The 18,005-nt window shown below is 70.8% G+C and carries 15 protein-coding genes and 1 pseudogene; 6 read left to right on the top strand and 10 right to left on the bottom strand.

The window, feature by feature from the left end:
* Positions 1 to 576: TetR/AcrR family transcriptional regulator (locus AC31A1_RS26950; RefSeq protein WP_489655809.1), on the bottom strand; the 576-nt coding region annotated here is incomplete at its 3' end.
* Between the two features lie 124 nt (positions 577 to 700).
* Here AC31A1_RS26950 and AC31A1_RS26945 point away from each other — a divergent pair.
* The gene (locus AC31A1_RS26945; RefSeq protein ID WP_489655808.1) at positions 701 to 1,921 is read left to right on the top strand and encodes a saccharopine dehydrogenase family protein; all 1,221 of its coding nucleotides are present in this window, start codon (positions 701 to 703) and stop codon (positions 1,919 to 1,921) included.
* Between the two features lie 42 nt (positions 1,922 to 1,963).
* Here AC31A1_RS26945 and AC31A1_RS26940 read toward each other — a convergent pair whose 3' ends face one another.
* From AC31A1_RS26940 to AC31A1_RS26905, 8 genes and pseudogenes are all read right to left on the bottom strand, one after another.
* Positions 1,964 to 3,790, bottom strand: a complete 1,827-nt coding sequence (locus AC31A1_RS26940) for a sensor histidine kinase (RefSeq protein WP_489655807.1) — start codon at positions 3,788 to 3,790, stop codon at positions 1,964 to 1,966.
* Positions 3,787 to 4,485 carry a response regulator gene (locus AC31A1_RS26935; protein WP_489655806.1) on the bottom strand — a complete coding sequence of 233 codons (699 nt, stop codon included), beginning with the start codon at positions 4,483 to 4,485 and terminating at the stop codon, positions 3,787 to 3,789. The genes AC31A1_RS26940 and AC31A1_RS26935 overlap by 4 nt, the downstream gene beginning before the upstream one ends.
* 18 nt (positions 4,486 to 4,503) lie before the next feature.
* Positions 4,504 to 5,250 (bottom strand): L,D-transpeptidase family protein, encoded by a 747-nt coding sequence (locus AC31A1_RS26930; RefSeq protein ID WP_489655805.1) that lies wholly within the window; start codon positions 5,248 to 5,250, stop codon positions 4,504 to 4,506.
* 41 nt (positions 5,251 to 5,291) lie between these two features.
* On the bottom strand, positions 5,292 to 6,716 hold the full coding sequence (locus AC31A1_RS26925) for a M1 family metallopeptidase (protein ID WP_489655804.1): 1,425 nt from the start codon (positions 6,714 to 6,716) through the stop codon (positions 5,292 to 5,294).
* A gap of 109 nt (positions 6,717 to 6,825) precedes the next feature.
* Positions 6,826 to 7,035 (bottom strand): hypothetical protein, encoded by a 210-nt coding sequence (locus AC31A1_RS26920; protein ID WP_489655803.1) that lies wholly within the window; start codon positions 7,033 to 7,035, stop codon positions 6,826 to 6,828.
* Between the two features lie 5 nt (positions 7,036 to 7,040).
* Positions 7,041 to 7,178 carry an Rrf2 family transcriptional regulator gene (locus tag AC31A1_RS26915; RefSeq protein ID WP_489655802.1) on the bottom strand — a complete coding sequence of 46 codons (138 nt, stop codon included), beginning with the start codon at positions 7,176 to 7,178 and terminating at the stop codon, positions 7,041 to 7,043.
* Between the two features lie 128 nt (positions 7,179 to 7,306).
* Positions 7,307 to 7,959 (bottom strand): annotated as a pseudogene (locus AC31A1_RS26910) (CatB-related O-acetyltransferase).
* 41 nt (positions 7,960 to 8,000) lie between these two features.
* Entirely contained in the window at positions 8,001 to 9,542 is a 1,542-nt protein-coding gene (locus tag AC31A1_RS26905) for an FAD-dependent monooxygenase (RefSeq protein WP_489655801.1), read from the bottom strand.
* A gap of 106 nt (positions 9,543 to 9,648) precedes the next feature.
* Between AC31A1_RS26905 and AC31A1_RS26900 the strand changes: the two genes are divergently transcribed.
* Positions 9,649 to 10,236: a TetR/AcrR family transcriptional regulator gene (locus tag AC31A1_RS26900; RefSeq protein ID WP_489655800.1), complete on the top strand. Its 588-nt coding sequence runs from the start codon at positions 9,649 to 9,651 to the stop codon at positions 10,234 to 10,236.
* Between the two features lie 11 nt (positions 10,237 to 10,247).
* Positions 10,248 to 10,682 carry a VOC family protein gene (locus AC31A1_RS26895; protein WP_489655799.1) on the top strand — a complete coding sequence of 145 codons (435 nt, stop codon included), beginning with the start codon at positions 10,248 to 10,250 and terminating at the stop codon, positions 10,680 to 10,682.
* Between the two features lie 28 nt (positions 10,683 to 10,710).
* On the opposite strand, the gene AC31A1_RS26890 is transcribed toward AC31A1_RS26895, so the two are convergent.
* Entirely contained in the window at positions 10,711 to 14,967 is a 4,257-nt protein-coding gene (locus tag AC31A1_RS26890) for a CHAT domain-containing protein (protein WP_489655798.1), read from the bottom strand.
* 43 nt (positions 14,968 to 15,010) lie between these two features.
* Here AC31A1_RS26890 and AC31A1_RS26885 point away from each other — a divergent pair, with 43 nt between their 5' ends.
* From AC31A1_RS26885 to AC31A1_RS26875, 3 genes are all read left to right on the top strand, one after another.
* The gene (locus AC31A1_RS26885; RefSeq protein ID WP_489655797.1) at positions 15,011 to 15,355 is read left to right on the top strand and encodes a hypothetical protein; all 345 of its coding nucleotides are present in this window, start codon (positions 15,011 to 15,013) and stop codon (positions 15,353 to 15,355) included.
* Positions 15,356 to 15,360: 5 nt separating this feature from the next.
* Positions 15,361 to 16,272: a hypothetical protein gene (locus tag AC31A1_RS26880; protein ID WP_489655796.1), complete on the top strand. Its 912-nt coding sequence runs from the start codon at positions 15,361 to 15,363 to the stop codon at positions 16,270 to 16,272.
* Positions 16,273 to 16,898: 626 nt separating this feature from the next.
* On the top strand, positions 16,899 to 17,852 hold the full coding sequence (locus AC31A1_RS26875; protein WP_489655795.1) for a serine protein kinase RIO: 954 nt from the start codon (positions 16,899 to 16,901) through the stop codon (positions 17,850 to 17,852).
* Positions 17,853 to 18,005 lie beyond the last annotated feature (153 nt).

Here is an 18,005-nt window from a genome sequence, read left to right as displayed (position 1 = left end):
GGGTAGACGGGCATACGTCGAGCGCCACATGTCCTCGTCGGCGCGGAGTGAATCGCTCGGCAGGGCCAGGGACGCGGCGTCGAGGGCGGCGAAGGCCAGGGTCTGGTCGATGAACGCGTGGTAGATGCGCACGGTGTCCGGGAGCGGGAATCCGGCCGTGCGCAACACGTCCAACACGGCCTCGTCCGCGGCCAGTTCATTGGGCCGGCCGGTGACCCGGCTCGCGGTGAGCTGGGCGGCCTGCGGGTGGGCGACGTACGCGGCGTGGATGCGCAGGCCGATCGCGCGCAGGTCGGCCCGCCACTCCCCCGTCGGCTCCCAGCCGCGCAGCGCCTGCCCGACGAGGGCGTCACCGATGGCCAGGGTCAGCTCGTCCATGCCGCGGAAGTAGCGGTAGAGCGTGCTCGGGTCGGCGTCCAGGGCCAGTCCCAGGCGGCGGGCGGTCAGGCCCGCGCTGCCGTGTTCGCGCAGCATGCGCAGGGCCGTGTCGACGATCAACTGCTCGGACAGGACCGTCCCGCTCTTGGTGGGACGGCGCCGTCGCCGCTTCTCCTCCGACACCACCGGTTTCGGCATCGCGGCCTCCCTGTTCTCCCCTGTCCCCTTATGCCAACGGCATTGACCTTATCCGCGTGACCGGCGTTGTATCTCCGTCAGGGCCCGCTGACGTCCGTGGTTCGGCAGTGAAGGAGTTCTTGTCATGCGTGTACTGCTCGTGGGAGCCGGTGGTGTGGGGACCGCGGTCACCCGGATCGCGGCGCGGCGTCCGTTCTTCGACGCGATGGTGGTCGCCGACTACGACCTGTCCCGCGCGGAGGCCGCGGTCGCCGCGCTCGGGGCGGACGGCGCCCGGTTCCGCGCCGAGCGGCTCGACGCGAGCGACGAGGAGGCGGTCGTAGCGGCGCTGCGTGCGTACGAGTGCGACGTGCTGCTGAACGCGACCGACCCGCGCTTCGTCCTGCCCCTGTTCCGTGCGGCGCGTGCCGCGGGGGCCGACTACCTCGACATGGCCATGTCGTTGTCCCGGCCTCATCCGGAGCGGCCGTACCAGGAGTGCGGGGTCAAGCTCGGCGACGCGCAGTTCGCGGAGGCGGGCGACTGGGAGAAGGCGGGTGCGCTGGCGCTCGTCGGGATGGGTGTGGAGCCGGGGCTCTCGGACGTGTTCGCGCGGTACGCGGCCGATGAACTCTTCGACGAGATCGAGGAGATCGGCATCCGCGACGGGGCGAACCTCACCGTCGACGGCTACGACTTCGCGCCCTCCTTCAGCATCTGGACCACCATCGAGGAGTGCCTGAATCCCCCGGTCGTGTACGAGGCCGGCCGCGGCTGGTTCACCACCGAGCCCTTCAGCGACCCCGAGGTGTTCGACTTTCCCGAGGGCATCGGTCCGGTCGAGTGCGTGAACGTGGAGCACGAGGAGGTGCTGCTCGTGCCGCGCTGGGTCGACGCGCGCCGGGTCACCTTCAAGTACGGGCTCGGCAATGAGTTCATCGAGACCCTGAAGACCCTGCACCTGCTGGGACTTGACCGCACGGAGCCGGTCACGGTGCCGAGTGCCGCAGGGCCGACTGCCGTGTCCCCGCGTGATGTTGTGGCCGCCTGCCTGCCCGACCCCGCGACGCTGGGCGACCGTATGCACGGCAAGACGTGTGCGGGCACGTGGGTGCGCGGCACGAAGGACGGGGCGCCGCGCGAGGTGTACCTCTACCACGTGGTCGACAACCAGTGGTCGATGACGGAGTACGGCTCCCAGGCCGTGGTCTGGCAGACCGCCATCAACCCGGTGATCGCGCTGGAGTTGCTGGCCACGGGGGCGTGGAGCGGCTCGGGTGTGCTGGGGCCGGAGGCGTTCCCGGCCGGGCCTTTCCTGGATCTGCTGACGGAGTACGGCTCGCCGTGGGGACTGCGGGAGCAGTGACCGACGCCAACTCCCCGGACTACGCGACGAATTGAGTGGGCGTCACTCTCCCTCCGGCGCACCGGAGTTGGGCAGGCGCAGCGTGAAAACGGAGCCGGCGCCGGGTTCGCTCGTCGCCTCGACCGTGCCGTCGTGGGCGGCGACCAGGTCGCGGACGATGGACAGGCCCAGGCCGCTGCCTCCGGTGCGGCGGCTGCGGGACTGGTCGGCGCGCCAGAACCGTTCGAAGACGTGCGGGAGGTTCTCGGGCGCGATGCCGGTGCCGGTGTCGGCGACGGTCAGGACGATGTCGTCGCCGTCGCGCCACGCTGTCACGGTGACGGTGCCGTCGGCCGGGGTGTGACGCAGCGCGTTGGACACGAGGTTGCCGAGTACTTGGCGCATGCGGACCGGATCCGCCTCCAGCCAGAGGGAGTTGTCCGTCTTGCCGGTGAGGGCGACTCCTGCCGTGTCGGCGGAGACGCGGTAGGCGGCGACGACCTGGTCGACGAGGTCCTCGACGCGCACGGGTTCGCGGTGCAGGCGCAGGGTGCCGGCGTCGGCGGCGGCGAGGTCCTGGAGGTCGTCGATGACGCGCTGGAGGACCATCGCCTCCTCGTGCAGGGAGCCGAGCAGGGCCGGGTCGGGTTCGACGAAGCCGTCGCGGGTTACCTCCAGCCAGCCGCGGATGTTGGTGAGGGGGCTGCGCAGTTCATGGGCGATGTCGCTGACCATGGCCTTGCGCTGTGCCTCCATGCGTTCGCGGCGTTCGGTGAGGTCGTTGAAGGCCTCGGCCAGGATGCCGGTCTCGTCCCGGGTCTTCACCGGCACCCGGACGTGCAGTTCCGGCGGCTGCTGGGCCGCTTCGGTCAGTGCGCGCAGGGGTCGTACGAGCCGGGTGGCGACCACGGCCGTGACGAGGACGGTGAGGGCGAGGACCCCGGCGGCCGCGCCGACGACTTTGGCCTTGTTCGCCGGGGAGACGGCGAAGCGGGGGGCGGTGGTGTCCCCGCCGCCCAGGAAGAGTTCGGCCACCGGCGCTACATAGGGGTCGAGTTGGGCGCGGCGGGCGCTGTCGGTGCAGGCCTCCGCCTTGCGGATGTCGCCGGCGTCGCCCAGCTTGTTGTACGCGCCCGTAACGTAGCGGGAGCCGAGGTTCTTGTCGAAGACGTCGACGCCGAAGTACGGGACCTTGAAGCTCACGCCTTCCCGCGACAGGCAGGGCTGGGAGCTCACGATCAGGCTGTTCAGCGCCTTGCTCTCGGTGACGGTCGGGGCGTTGAGCTTCCCGTCGGCGCACTGGTCGGGCACGTAGCCGTTGGCGTTGTTGCCGTCCGCGTCGGTGAGGACGGGACGGCCGCTCGGCGTCATCGTGATGGTCGTGTCGATGCCGTTCTGTTTGAAGCACGCCTGGCGGTCCTTGGCCAGCTTCGCCAGCCGGACCCGCTCCTTCGCGGTCACCCGGTACGGTCCGACGACCCGGGGGTCGAGGCCGCTGAGCTGTGCGCCGGGTTCCGTGTACGTGTCGGTGTGCAGGGGGTCGACGCTCGCGGCGGCGCGGGGCGGCAGCGAGGTGCCGTGCGGTGCGGAGTCGGCGATGAGGACGCGGTCGGCGGTCGTGAGGGCGATGCGGCGGCCCATCTTCTTCGACAGTGCGCGGACGGTGGGTGCGACGCCCTTCCAGTCGGGGTGGGTCGCGGCGTATCCGCTGAGCTGCGCCAGGATGCGCATGTCGTCGGCGAGGTCCTGGCCCTGTTCCTCCCGAATGGCCCGGGTGGTGGTCGTCACCGCGAGCCAGGCCGTCGCCCCGACCGAGCAGAGCGCGATCAGCACGGTGGCGACGAGCAGCCGGACCGACAACCGCTTGCGCAGCGGTATCCGGGGCCTCACGCGCGACCGCCGCGCAGCTTGTAGCCGACGCCGAACACGGTCAGCAGCCGGACCGGCCGTCGCGGGTCGGCCTCGATCTTCTTGCGCAGGTTCATGATGTGGACGTCGACGGCCCGTTCCGTGGACGCCCGGTCGAGGCCCTGGGTGTACTGGAGCAACTGCCGCCGGGAGAAGACCCGTTCGGGCTCGGCGGTCATGGCGAGGAGGATCTCGAACTCGGCCGGTGTGCAGTCGACGGGCACCCCGTCGCAGCGCACCTCGTGCCGTACCGCGTCGACGGACAGCCCCGCCGCCCGTACTACGGCGTCCTCCTGGCGCTCCTCGATGGTGCGGCCGCTGCGCCGCAGGACCGTGCGGATGCGGGCCATCAGCTCACGCGGGCTGTAGGGCTTGGTCATGTAGTCGTCGGCGCCGAGTTCGAGGCCGAGCAGGACGTCGTCCTCGGTCGAGCGGGCGGTGAGCATCAGGACGGGGATGTCGTCCTCGCCGCGCAGCACCCGGCACACCCCGAAGCCGTCGATCACCGGCAGCATGAGGTCGAGCACCACGAGGTCGGGTCTGAGTTTCCGGGCCGCCTCGATGGCGGCGGCCCCGTCGTGGACCACGGTCGCGGTGTGGCCTTCCGTCAGCAGGGAGCGTCGTATCAGCTCGGCCTGCATCTCGTCGTCCTCGGCGACCAGCACATGTGCGCACACCTGGCGGATCCTAAGCGGTCAGCGGTCGAGGGCGGCGGCGTCGCCCATGACGACGACGGGGTGCCGGGCCGGGTCCAGGGTGCGCAGGAGCTCCCTCATGTGGTCCTCGGCGATGCTGACGCAGCCGTGGGTGGGGCCGCCGTGGTCGACGTGGATCCAGATGCCGCCGCCGCGCGAGGAGCCGAGGGGGCGGGTCCAGTCCAGGGGTGAAGTGCCGGGCTGCCGGTTGTAGTTGATGGCGATCACGTAGTCGAAGGACCCTGCGAGGGGTTCGCCCTCGAAGCCGGTGCCGGGCGAGACGAAGCCCGTCCCGTGGTCGTACGTCAGCTTGGTGCCGGGGTCCTTGAGCAGTCCGCCCGCGTCGGTGAGCGAATAGACACCGATCGGCGAGCGCAGGTCACCGGCCATGTGGTGGTTTGACCAGCCCTTGAGCGCGTTGTGCGCGGCCCAGCTCACGGTCTGCTCCCAGCCGTCGTCGGTGCGTTCGTAGAGGGCGAGGGTGGAGAGGGGGGAGTTCGCGCCTCGCCCGGTCACCAGGACGACCTGTTCGGTGGCCGCCGGTATGCGCGCCAGCATCTTGGGCCCCACGCCCGGGAGTTGCCGGGGTGCCGCCTCGGCGGATATCTCCGACGAGGGCAACGGCGCGGACGAGGAGGCGGCAGTGGGGGCGGACGTGTGGTCCGTCGCCGCCAGCGCACCGCCGCCGCATCCCGTGAGGAGAACGGATGCGGCGACGAGTGCGACCGAGGGAATACGAGTGATCATGAGTCGACGATGACCGACACATGTGAGGAACTCGTCAGCTCCTACGGCTGGGTCGGCTTGCCTTTCGTGTAGAGCCAGGTGTGGAAGAGGGCATCGAGTCGTGTGCCCGATTTCCGCTCCGCCAGACTGACGAACTGCGCGGTGGTTCCGTGCCCGTAGCGGTGTGCTCCCGCCCAGGCCCGCAGGATCGCGAAGAAGGTCTTGTCGCCGACGACCAGGCGCAGTTCGTGCAGCGCCATGGCCCCGCGGGCGTACACCGGCGTGCCGAAGATGTTCGCGCCGCTGCCCGGGTCGCCGGGCGGGAACGCCCACAGGCCGTCGGTCGCCTTACGGGCGTACAGCGCGTCGAAGGTCTGCTGCGCGGTCTTCCCGCCGTGCTGCTCGCTGTAGAGCCACTCCGTGTAGGTCGCGAAGCCCTCGTTGAGCCAGATGTCCTTCCAGGCGGTCAGCGACACGGAGTCCCCGAACCACTGGTGGGCGTTCTCGTGCACGAGGGTGCTGAGGTCCGGTGCCGAGTCGTAGATCGGCCGCCCCTGCGTCTCCAGCGCGTACCCGACGTCCGGCGCGTGGTCGACGATCGACCCGGCCGAGCGGAACGGGTACGGCCCGAACAGCTTGCTCTCCCACTCCAGGACGGAGGGCAGTTTCTTCAACACGGGCGCTGCGGCGGCGACTTCACGCGGGTCGACCGCGTTGTACACCTTGACGCCGTCGCGGGTGGTGTACTGCTCGACCTTGAACTTCCCGACCGTCGCGGTCGCGAGGTAGGCGGCCATCGGCTCCGGCGCGTGCCAGCGGAACGTGGTCTTCCCATGCGCGGTCCTCTGCCCGAGGAGCACGCCGTTGGCGACCGCGGTGCGCCCCTGCGGGACCGTGATCGTGAAGTCGTACGACGACTTGTCCTTGGGGTGGCTGTTCGCCGGGAACCACGTCATCGCGCCCTGCGGCTCACCGGCCACGAAGGCGCCGTCGTCGGTGGCGATCCAGCCGTCGGCCGAGCCGTCGGGGTCGGTGACCTGCTTGGGGACGCCGTTGTACGTGACGGTGACCTGGAACCGCTGCCCCTTGCCGACGGCCCGGCGCGGGGTGACGACGAGTTCCTGTCCGTCGCGGCGGAAGTCCGCCTTGGCGCGGTCGACGGTGAGACCGGTGACCTTGAGGCCCTTGAGGTCGAGGTCGAAGCGGGTGAGCTTCTCGGTGGCGCGGGCGGTGAGGACCGCCTTGCCGTCGAGCCTGCGGCTCGTCGGGTCGTAACGGAGCGTCAGGTCGTAGTGGGCGACGTGGTAGCCGCCGTTGCCGGAGAGCGGGAAGTACGGGTCTCCCGCGCCGGCCGAACCGGTCGTCGTGGCGCCCGCGGGTGCGGCGGCCGCGAGCAGGGCGGTGAGGGCGACGGGCACGGTGGCCACGACTGCGCTGCGGCGGAGGACAGCGGTGCGTCTTGTGGACTGCTGCCGGAGTTGCGTCACATGCGCTCCTACGGGTGAGGGGGGTTGATCATCCGCCTCAGAGACTAGGCCGCCGACTCCGTCTGGATCCCTCTAGTTGAAGCAAACTTGTCGAGCACTTGTTCAGTGGCTAGGGGCTGGGCGCGCGGAGCGGCGGTTCCGGAGCGGGAGTGGCGGCGGCCCGGTCGATGGCGCGCAGTTCGTCCGGGCTGTCGGCGAGGGTGCGGCCCGCCGGCGCATGGAGGACGACCGCCTCGGTCTCGTCGGTGAGCCTGAGGAAGTACTCGGCGGAGTGGTTGGTGACCAGGAACTCCCGGGGCCCCTCCGGCCGGGGGCCCACAGCGGCTAGTCGCCGATGGACGAGCGGTAGATCTCCTCCAGCGTGATCCGGTCCGCGGGCCGGCCGAGGCGGACACCGCCGCTACGGCCCTTGATGGACGCGACGAGCCCGTCCCGCACCAGCGGGACCATCAGCTTGCGCACCAGGCTCGGGTTCGTGTTCAGGCTCCTGGCGAGCCTTCAGCGCGCTGAAGAACCGCACGTCCAGCATGGTCGTACCCCTTTTCTTGCGCCTCGTTCGCCGCCCGGTTCGGGTGAGTGCGGCTCGATTCTCAGTGCGGGGAGGGGCCGGGTGCTGCGGCCTCCAGGTCGGCGACGGTGCCGGACATGACCGTGCGGAGATGTTCGGTGAGGTGCGGCAGCGGCCAGTCCCACCAGGCCGGCGCGAGGAGGCGCTCGATGTCGGCGTCGGTGTGGCGGCGGATCAGCCGCGCGGGGTTGCCGCCGACGATGCCGTAGTCGGGGACGTCGTCGACGACGACGGAGCCGGAGGCGATGATCGCTCCGTGACCGATGCGGACGCCGGGTATCACCATGGTCCCGTAGCCGAACCAGACGTCGTTGCCCACCGTGGTGTCGCCGCCCCGTCCGGGCAGACCGGTGATGAGGTCGAAGTGGTCGGCCCAGGAACTGCCCATGATCGGGAAGGGGAACGTCGAGGGGCCGTCCATCCGGTGGTTGGAGCCGTTCATGATGAACCGCACGCGCTCGCCCAGCGCGCAGAACTTCCCGATGACGAACTTCTCGGGCCCGTAGTGGTAGAGGACGTTGCGGTCTCGAAGGCCGTCGGGTCGTCGGGATCGTCGTAGTACGTGAACTCCCCGACCTCGATCAGCGGTGAGGTCACCAGCGGCTTGACGAGAACGACCCGAGGCTGGTCCGGCATCGGATGCAGCAGGGTCGGGTCGGCGGGAACAGGCTGCATCTGCGCTCGCTTTCTCTTCGACTTCTCTTCGACGGGGGCCGTCAGACGGCGCCCTCAGGCGCGCCGAACCAGCGGGTGAGCGCTTCGCGCAGCGCCGGTACTACGTCGTCGGGGGACTCGTCGACGGCCGCGGCCCAGGCGATGTGCGCGTCGGGCCGGATCAGGATGGCGTCGGCGGGGCGGTCGTCGGTCTTGGCGGTGTGGACGTCGACGCGTGAGCGCCAGTCGCCGGCCGCCCGGCGGAGGTCCTCACGGTCGGCGAGGTCCAGGAGCAACGGGCGTGCGGTGTGCAGGAGTTCACCGACGCCGGTCACTCCCCCGTCGCTGTGCGGGGTGAGGTCGGGGACGAACGCTCCGGCCAGCGGATGGCGGCCGGATGTTCCGGGCATCGGGTAGCGGATGTCGGTGCCGGCGAGGAACGACCCCAGGCGGCGCTGCGGCTGCTCGTCGGCGAGCAGTTCCTGAAACACCTCGCGGAGTGCCTCGGCGGCCGGGTCCGTGCCGCGCCGCAGCGCCACTTGGGCCTGGGTGTGCAGCATGGTGCGCGCGCCGGCCGAGTGCCGTTCGTCGTGGTAGGTGTCCAACAGGCCGTCGGGGGCCAGGCCGTGGATGTCGGCGGCCAGCTTCCAGGCCAGGTTGACCGCGTCGAGCATGCCGGCGTTGATGGCCACGCCGGTCGCCGGGAACAGATGTGCCGCGTCACCGGCCAGCAGGATCCGCCCTTTTCGGTAGTGCTCGGCCTGCCGGGCCTTGAAGGTGAACCGCGACAGCCGGATCGCCTCGCGCACGGGGAGATCCGTGCCCAGCACGCGCCGGAGGTTGTCCTGGAACTCGGTCAGGGACATCGGGGTGTCGTCGTCGTACTCGTCGGCCTCGTCCTCGGTGGTGTAGAGGGAGACCACGGGCGAGTCGGTTGATGCGCCAACGCCCAGGAGGCCGCGGTCCGTTCGCGTGAAGCCGCCGGGGACTGTGCCGTGGCCGGCGACGTCGAGATCGCCGTTGCCGAGCACGGTCACCGTGTCGGGAAAGATGACCTGGGCCAGCCGGTTGACCTCCGGGTAGGCGTTGCCGGGGAAGGCGATCCCCGCCCCGTCGCGGACCCGGCTGCGGGCGCCGTCGCAGCCCGCCAGGTACCGGGCCGTCACCCGGTACGGCCCGTCCGGGCCGAGCACCTCCGTGGTCACCCCCGCCTCGTCCTGGTCGACCCCGGACACCTGGTGCCCGCGGCGGATCTCGACACCGAGTTCACCGGCGCGTTCGGCGAGCACGTCTTCGAGCCGCTGCTGCGGAAGCGGCAGGGCGTGCAGCGGCGGATCGTCGAGCCGGGTCAGATCGAGGTGAACACCGCCGAACGGGAACCGTGGGGCCGGGACGGGACCCGTGCATGCGGCCTCGCATTGCTCCAACAGGCCCCGGTAGCGCAGCAGTTCCAGGATCCGTCCGCCGAGGCCACCGGCCTTCGCGGTGTCCCTGCGGTACGACTGGCGCTCCAGCACCAGCGGGCGCACCCCGGCCAGGCGCAGTTCGCACGCCAGCATCAGACCGGTCGGACCTGCTCCCACGACGATCACGTCGGCATCCACGCAACCTCCCCCGTCGGCGCGGCCGTTGGCCTGCCGCGCCGTAAAGGAGAGTGCACGAATGGCAGTTCGTCAAGAACGGCACGTGCCGCGTCGTTAGGGTGGCCGCATGACGGACCCCCTGCGTGGCGCCGGCCGGACCGAGGCCATCATGCGGACCACTCTGGAACTGGGCCAGGAGATCGGCTACGCCAGGCTCAGCATCGAAGCGATCGCGGCCCGGGCCGGCGCGGGCAAGCACACCATCTACCGCAGGTGGTCGTCCAAGGGTGCCCTGTTCCTGGACTCCCTGCTCTCGCTGCACCAGTCCGACCTGGGCTACCCCGACACGGGCGACATCGTCGCCGATCTGCGCACCCAGATCCACGCGGCCATCGACCTGCTGGCCAACCCGCACTTCGGCCCGCTGTACCAGGCCCTGGTCGGCGAGGCCCAGTACGACCGCCAGGTCGCGGCCGCCCTCAACGAGCGTTTCATCGCCCCGCAGGCCGAGTTGGCCCTCGCCCGGCTTCGAAAAGCCCAGGACCAGGGGCAGTTGTCGCCCGACTTCGACCTGAGCCTGGCGATGGCAATTCTCTCCGGCCCGCTGTACTTCCAATTCCTGGTCACGCAGGAGCCGTTGACCCACGAGTATGCGGACCGTGTCCTCCAGGCCCTCTTCACCGGCATGGGGAAACCCTCGCGAAACCCGATCTGATCAGGAGAGTCATGACAAGCAGGTTCACCGAGTTGGTCGTCGACTGCCGTGATCCGGAGAGACTCGCGGCCTTCTGGTGCGCGGTCCTGGACTTCAAGGTGATCGACCGGGCCGAGGGCAGGGTCGAAATCGGCTCCTGGGAGCCGACCGCCGAGGAGGTCCGGGCCCGTCAGATGCCGCCCACCCTGCAGTTCATCCAGGTACCCGAGGACAAGACCGTCAAGAACCGGCTCCACCTCGACGTCAGCCCGATCGACGGCAGCACGGAGGACGAGGTGAGCAGGTTGCTCGGCCTCGGGGCCACCACGACGGATGTGGGCCAGGACGCGGATCGGAGCTGGGTGGTCATGGCCGATCCTGAGGGCAACGAGTTCGATGTGGTGCGGAGCCTGGCGCCACGGGAGAATCAGAACGCGATCACCGGCACGGTGGTGAACACCTCGTAGCCGCCGCCGAGTTCAGGCCCGGTCCGGGCTACGGCCCGCTGTGGATCAGCGACGCCCACAGGTGTGGTCGGCCGGAGTGTTCGGTGCGCAGCTGCCGGATGACGCGGTGGAGCACGATCGCCGCGTCGTCGGCGGACGGAGTGTCCGGCATCAGCCGGTAGAAGTGGTCGGCCGCGGCGGCCGCGACGTGGTCGTCCAGTGGCCAGAGACTCGCTACGACGTGCCGGAAGCCGGCCAGCTGGAAGGCGGAGGCGAGGTGGATGGACTCGTCCGCGTGCCGCCTGCCGACGTGTCCGGTGGAGCACGCGGACAGGTAGGCCAGTTCGGCCTCGTGGAGGTCGAGGCGGCCGATCTCCGCGATGGACAGCACACCGTCGTGGAGGTGGAGCCCGCCCTCGGACGGCGCGTCGGGGTCGGTCCCCGCGTGGCACGCGAAGTGGGCCCAACTCGCCCTGGGGAGCGCGCCGGTCACACTGGGGGCGGTGGCCTGCTCGTTGGTGAGGAGCGGCATGTCGGGATGGGCGGCGTGCAGGCTCGCCGCCTCGGCAGCGGTGGCCGGTAGGTCCGGCAGACCCGGGGTCCGGTCGAGGGCGACCGTGAGCCGGCGCTGGGCCGTCGCGGAGGGGTGTCCTTGTGCACGGCCCAGGGTGCGCATGGTGGGCGTGTACGACGAGATCACCCGGTCGAGCGCCCCCGCGCCACCGGAGTGTCCGGCCGCGTGCAGCGGCAGCAGCGCGAGCGGCCCGGTCGGCATCCACCACACACGGGGCAGTTCTCCGTCGGCCGGGCGGAGCCGGTCCTCGATCGCGTCGATGACCGGCCCGACCGTCGTGTCCCACAGCCGGCCGAGCAGCTCAGTCAGCACCCGTTGGCAGCGCAGCTCTCCGGTGAAGGAGCCGGCGTTGTGCGTCGCTTCCGTCAGCTCGGCGGCCCACAACTCGACGTCGGACAGGCGCAGTTCGGGCAGCGGCACCGGCAGCAGGGGCCCGCCGGCGGTGACGACGACGGCGTCGCACCGCTGCAGGCCGGCGTTGAGCAGCACGACCGCCTCACCGGCGCCGGTCGGCCGCAGCCGGGTCCACCTCTGCGGGAGCAGGAACCGGTCCAGTCCCGGCAACCGGCGGATCTCCGCCAGTACGGCGTCGTGCTCGGCCCACAGGCGTTTACGCCGGTCGATGTGGTCGACGTCCTGACCGTCGGGCGTGGCCATGGCCGGGGGATCCGGCGCGTTGAGGGCATCGCGGACGCGGCTCAACCGGCCGGCCAGCGCCGGGTGCTCGGCTTCGAGGTCGCCGAGGGGAGTCCGCAGCGCCAGCCGGGACGTCAGCAGGATCGACCGACCCAGCTCTGCGGCCTGGACCGCGCCGCCCGGATCGTCGAGGGCACAGTGCACGGCGATCGTCTCGCCGACCAGTCCGTGGTTCGCGCCGAGGCGGTACTCGTGGTCCGCCGACGAGGTCTCCCGTGCCGCGACCAACGGCAGCAATTCCACCGCCGTGTCGAACAGCAGCCGGGCGGTGTGCGGTTCGTCCAGTACGTAGGCGAGCCGGCCGACCACCCGGCAGGCGCGGAGCCGTTCGAGCGGAGGCGATGTCGTGGCCGCGAGCGCCTCCTCGGCGAGCCGCATGATCCGCGGCCGGTCGACGGTGCTGCCGGTGTCCCACCTCCGCATGTGACAGATCGCGAGGAGGTAGATGCGTGAGGCCCGCCGGGGATGGCCGACGGGGGTTGCCGCGACGGTCCGTTCCGCGGCGTCTACGGCACGGTCGAGGTCGGACGGGTCGCCGGTCCGCTGGAACCGCAGCCGGTGGGTGTTGCCGAGGTTGAACAGATGCTGCGGGCGGAGCGGATCGTCCACGGGGACGGCGTCGGCCGCCTCCCGCGCCAGGTCGACCGCGCGGTCCAGGTCGGCCGGATCGCCCGAGCGCTCGTACCGTGCCTGATAGGACCGTCCGAGGTTGTACAGGCGCAGCAGTCGGTCGGGGTGGTCGGCGGGGGTGACCGCGAGCGCCAGAAGCGTGCGGTCGATGGCGCTGTCGAGATCGGCGCCGCCGGCGGTCCGGCCGGACCGCGACTGATAGGCGGTTCCGAGGTTGGACAGGTGCCTCGCCCTGTGCGGGTGGTCGTCGGGCGTGGCAGCCACGGCCTCCTCGTGATGCGCGATGGCACGGTCCAGGTCAGGAAGGCTGCCGCTGTGCTCGAACCGTTGCTGGAGAGCGGTGCCGAGGTTGCTCAGACGCATCGCACGGTCCGGGTGGTCGTCCGGCGTGGCGGCCACCGCGCGTCTCGCGGCTTCGATGGCCGCGTCCAGGTCGGACGGGTCTCCGGTGCGGGTGAGCCGGGACCAGTGGGCGACGCTGAGGTTGGACAGGTGCATCGCCAGGTTCGGGTGGTCGCCGGGCGTGGCGGCCACGGCCTCTTTGTGAAGCGCGATGGCACGGTCCAGATCGGCCACGTCCCCCAGCCGGTCGAACCGTCCGCGCAGGATCGCCGCCAGGTTGGACAGGGCCATCGCGCGGAAGGGGTGATCGGCCGGTGTGGCGACGACGGCGCGTTCCAGACTCTCTACGGCCCGTTGCGCGTCGGCGGTGTCCCCCTTGCGGTCGGACCGCGCGTCGTACGCGGTGCCCAGGTTGGACAGACGGCGGGCGAGATCCGGGTGGCCCTCGGGCGTCGCGGCCACGGCCTGTTCGTAGTGGCCGATGGACCGGTCCAGATCAGCCACGTCCCCCCGCCGGTCGAACCGCGCCCCGTACACGATGCCGAGGTTGGACAGGATCGTCGCGAACTCGCGGTGCCCCCGGGGCGCTGCGGCGGCGGCACGATCGAGGTGGCCGATCGCCCGGTCCAGGTCGGCGATCTCCCCCAGCCGTTCGAACCGCGCGTGGTACGCCATGCCGAAGTTGGACACGTAGGTGGCGCCGTCGAGGGAATTGTCCGGAGCGACGGCCACCGCCTGTTCGTAGTGCCCGATCGACCGCTCCAGGTCGGCCAGGTTCCCCGTCCGCTCGAAGCGGTCGGTGTAGGCGGCGGCGAGGTTGGACAGGGCGGTCGCCCGATACGGGTTGGCAGTGTCGGCGGCGGCCTGTTCCCCGAAGCCGATGGACCGCTCCAGGTCCGCCGACCGGCCCGCCCGTCCGAACCGTGCCCAGTAGGAGGTGGCGAGGTTGGTCAGGGTCGTCAGCCGGTGGGGAGAATCGACGGGGGTGACCGCCATCGCCCGTTCGCCGTTGTCGATGGAACGGTCCAGATCCGAGACGTTCCCGGTTCCCTCGAACCGCCGCAGGTAGCCCAGGGCGAGGTTGGTCAGATTCGTCGGCCGGTCACGGGAATCGACGGGAGTGACAGCCAACGCCCGCTCACCGTTGCCGATGGAACGGTCCAGGTCCGAGACGTGCCTTGTCTGCTCGAACCGCAGCAAGTAGCTGGTGCCGAGGTTGGTCAGGACGGTCGGCCGGTGCGGAAAATCTGCGGAGGCGACAGCCATGGCCTCCTCGCCTCTGTAGATGGAACGGTCCAGATCCGAGGGCTGCCCGGTTCTCTGGAAGCGCTGCAAGCACCCCGTGGCGAGATTGGCCAAGGTTGTCGACCGGTGAGGAAACCCGGCAGAGGCGACAGTGATGACCTGCTCGCCTCTGTAGATGGAACGGTCCAGGTCCGAGAGCTGCCCGGTCCGCTCGAAGCGCAGCAAGTAGCCCGAGGCGAGATCGGACAAGGCTGTCGTCCGGTGCGGCGAATCGGCGGAGGCGACAGCCATCACCCGCTCACTGATGTCGATGGAACGGTCCACATCCGAGAGCTGCCCTGTCATCTGGAACCGCAGCAAGTAGCCCGTGCCGAGGGTGGCCAGGTGGAACGCGAGGTTCGGGTTGGCGCCGGGCACGCCGACGGTCCGTTCCCCGAACTCGACGGCCCCGTCCAGGTCCTCGGGCTGCCCGGCCCGCTGGAACCGCAGGAGATGGGTGGCGCTGAGGTTGCCCAGGATCAGCGCGGTGTTGGGGTCGCCGTGGTGGAGGGCTGCTACGGCCTGTCGCCCGATGCCGATCGACAGGTCGGCGTCGGCCACCTGTCCCGTCAGCGCGTACAGCGCCCGGTGGGACTCGGCGAGGTTGTACAGGCGGGTGGCGAGGCGCGGGTGGTGATGCGGTGTCAGGGCGAGGACGCGCTGGAACAACGAGACGCAGATGCCCAGTTGTGCCGTGTCACCGGACCTGCTGGCCCGGTCCAACAGGTCGACCGCCTGCTGGTTCAGCAGCTCCGGATCGGGCTGGTGGTAGGAGGACATCACCCATGAGACTATCGGCCGACCGGCGGAAGGAGGAGCCCTGGTGGACGCCGAACGATCGGCACTGACCACGCTGTGCCAGGAGTTCGAGGCGCTGATCGGCGAGACCGGGCTCCACTCCGCGGAACGTCAGGAACTCCTGGAACGGATCGTGGCCGAGGCACGGGCCCGGCGTCCGGTGCTCGCCCTGCTGGGCCAGTTGCTGAACACCGACCGTGAGACCACCCTGCGCACGCTCTCGACGGGGCTGCCGGGGGCCGGGCCGGGCATCGCCCGTCAGGAGGCCTTCCGCTGCCCGGACGGTGCCTGCGACCGGACGGCGGTGCCTCTCCCGGCGGGTGCGATCCCGCGCTGCGCCGTCATGGGCCGGCCGCTGGAACAGAGGTAGCCCAAGTGGGCGGTTTCTTCCAGCAGTTGGCCAAGACGCTCGCCGACCGGTGGATCAGCCTGCTCGTGCTGCCCGGTGCGTTCTTCCTCGGCGCGGTGTGGCTGTCCGTCAACCTCGGCCAATCCGACGCGTGGAACGTCGCGTTGTCGACCCGGCGGGTCGAGAACACCGCCGACACGGTCAGGGACCTGCCCAGCGGGGCGCAGGCACTCCTCGTCGTGGCCGTACTGGCGGCCGCCTCCGGTGTGGGCTTCGTCGTGCAGGCGCTGGCCGGAGTCACCCGGCGCGTCTGGCTGGGGCAATGGCCCCGCCCGTTCGCCTCGGCCGCGACGGCGCGGACGGCACGCCGACGTGCGCGGTGGCACCAACTCGTCCAGGAACGCCGGGCGTTCGAAGCCGCGAGTCCCGCTACACGCACCCCCGAGCAGCAGCACCGGATCGACACCGCGGCCGACCGCGTCACCCGGCTGGCCATGGCCGAACCCGGCAGGCCGACCTGGATGGGCGACCGGATCCACGCCGTGGAGTCGATCGCGTACCACCGCTACGGACTCGACCTGACCTACGGCTGGTCCCGGCTCTGGCTGGTCCTCCCCGACCCCGCACGCACCGAACTCACCGCCGCGCACTCGGCGTTCGCGGCCGCGGTCGCCACCGGAACCTGGGCCCTGCCCTACCTTCTGCTCACCGCGGTGTGGTGGCCCGCCGTACTGATCGCCGCGGGCATCGGCCTGACCGGATGGGCCCGCGCCCGTTCCGCCGTGGCCGATTTCACCACCCTGACCGAGGCCACCCTCGACCTGCACGGCCGCACGCTGGCGGTCGCGCTGGGAGTCGGCGACCCCGCGGAGGGAACCGGCCCGCTCACGATCGGCGAGGGCGAGCGCATCACCGACCTCGTGCGGAAGGGCCGCTAGGGCCTGTCCGGCGGATCAGGTCGCAGGAGACCGACGGTATCTGATCAGCGCCGGTGAGCGGGGCCTGGTGCGTGCAGCTGCAAGGCGGAGGAGGGCGTCAACGCGATGGGGGTCCCCCCGCGCGAGGTCGTTCGAGCGTGGGGGAGTTGGCAACCGACGACAACGCCGCTGGGGGTCCCCCCACGCCTTTAAGGCAGTGGGGGAGTGCGTGCCAGCCCCCGCGTCTGCGGCATGATCCGCCGGACAGGTCCTAGCAGAACTCCGTTGCTGTCCGGGCGGGTTGATGCCGGACGGGTGGCGCGAGTCGACCCGGGCGATGGCCTCACGGCTGCGGGACGGCGACGAACACCTGGGTCCGGCCCTCGCCGACCCGGCCGGCCTTCGTCGACCCCGCCAGAGCCGGGACGGGCCCGGTGCGGAGGATCGCGCCGGAATCCCGCGACTCCGCTGGAGCCGCTCGACGCGGGCCGACGTAATTCAGTTGCCGCTCCCCATGTCCGCCCCTCATCATGGGCGGGCCACCGGGAGCTGCCCGGTGCTCCACGAGAGGAGGCGCGACGTGACCACGACTGTCCTCGGCCTGCCCGCCGACCGCCTCCCTCTCACCTCATGGAGCACCTCCAGCGATGTCTCGCGACAATCTCCCGCAGCACCCCCAGCACTCTCAACAGCCGGTATTTCCTGACGACTTCGTCACCGACCCCCACCGCTACGTCCCGCCGCCGGGCGACGCGGTTCCGGGCGACGTCGACGACCGGTTCGTCTTCGACTTCCACGCCTACGACGACCTCGCCGAGGGCCAGCGCTGGTCGACCTGGCTCAGTGTCGAACCCCTCAGCCGAGGCCCCGAGCCGCTCCCGGACTGGGTGGTGACCTCGCAGGGCGCGATCGACACCGAGCTCGGCGTCCTCAAGACCGGCAAGGAGGCCGACGTCCACCTCGTCGAGCGCGCCGACCCGCTCGACCCCGCCGCCGGGGTGGTCATGGCGGCCAAGCGGTATCGCTCCCCCGAGCACCGCGCCTTCCACCGCGCCGCGTCCTACACCGAGGGCCGCTCGATGAAGCGCTCACGCGACGAGCGGGCCATCAAACGGAAGAGCACCTTCGGCCGCCAGGTCGCGGCCGGCGAGTGGGCGGTGTCCGAATGGGCCGCGCTGGTACGGCTCTGGAACCTCGGGCTGCCGGTCCCCTACCCGGTCCAGATCGACGGCACCGAGATCCTGATGGAGTGGATCACCGTCGTCGACGAGGAGGGCACCGTCCAGACAGCGCCCCGGCTCGCCCAGACCCGCCCCTCACCCGAACTGCTGGCGGCGTACTTCGAGCAACTCACCGACGCGCTCGCGACGATGGTGCAGAACGGCCTCGTGCACGGCGACCTCTCGGCGTACAACATCCTGGCGGCGGGCGAGCGGCTGGTCATCATCGACCTGCCCCAGATCGTCGACCTGGTCGGCAACCTCAACGGCATGACGTTCCTCCAGCGCGACTGCGCCAACATCTGCGGCTGGTTCCGCTCCCGTGGCCTCGATGCCGACGAACACGCGCTGTTCGCGGAACTGATGGCACACGCCTTCTGAACCGGGCGGCCCGTGCCGCATCGCGCAACGTCCGTCATGTCGACGACCGGCGCTCACCCGCCGGTCGTCGACATGACGGTTCCACTCGGCGCCGTCCAGACAAAAGGCCCAGGCCGGAGCATCACCGCCGAGCAAGTCGCCCACACCCCACGC

The organism is Streptomyces sp. P5F9, assembly GCF_057961495.1.
This window is presented reverse-complemented; position numbering and strand designations above follow the sequence as displayed.

Excerpts from the sequence above, each read along its gene's own strand:
- AC31A1_RS26945 (WP_489655808.1), top strand. The coding sequence starts at position 701 with ATGCGTGTACTGCTCGTGGGAGCCGGTGGTGTGGGGACCGCGGTCACC.
- AC31A1_RS26930 (WP_489655805.1), bottom strand. The coding sequence starts at position 5,250 with ATGATCACTCGTATTCCCTCGGTCGCACTCGTCGCCGCATCCGTTCTC.
- AC31A1_RS26900 (WP_489655800.1), top strand. The coding sequence starts at position 9,649 with ATGACGGACCCCCTGCGTGGCGCCGGCCGGACCGAGGCCATCATGCGG.
- AC31A1_RS26895 (WP_489655799.1), top strand. The coding sequence starts at position 10,248 with ATGACAAGCAGGTTCACCGAGTTGGTCGTCGACTGCCGTGATCCGGAG.
- AC31A1_RS26890 (WP_489655798.1), bottom strand. The coding sequence starts at position 14,967 with ATGTCCTCCTACCACCAGCCCGATCCGGAGCTGCTGAACCAGCAGGCG.
- AC31A1_RS26875 (WP_489655795.1), top strand. The coding sequence starts at position 16,899 with ATGTCTCGCGACAATCTCCCGCAGCACCCCCAGCACTCTCAACAGCCG.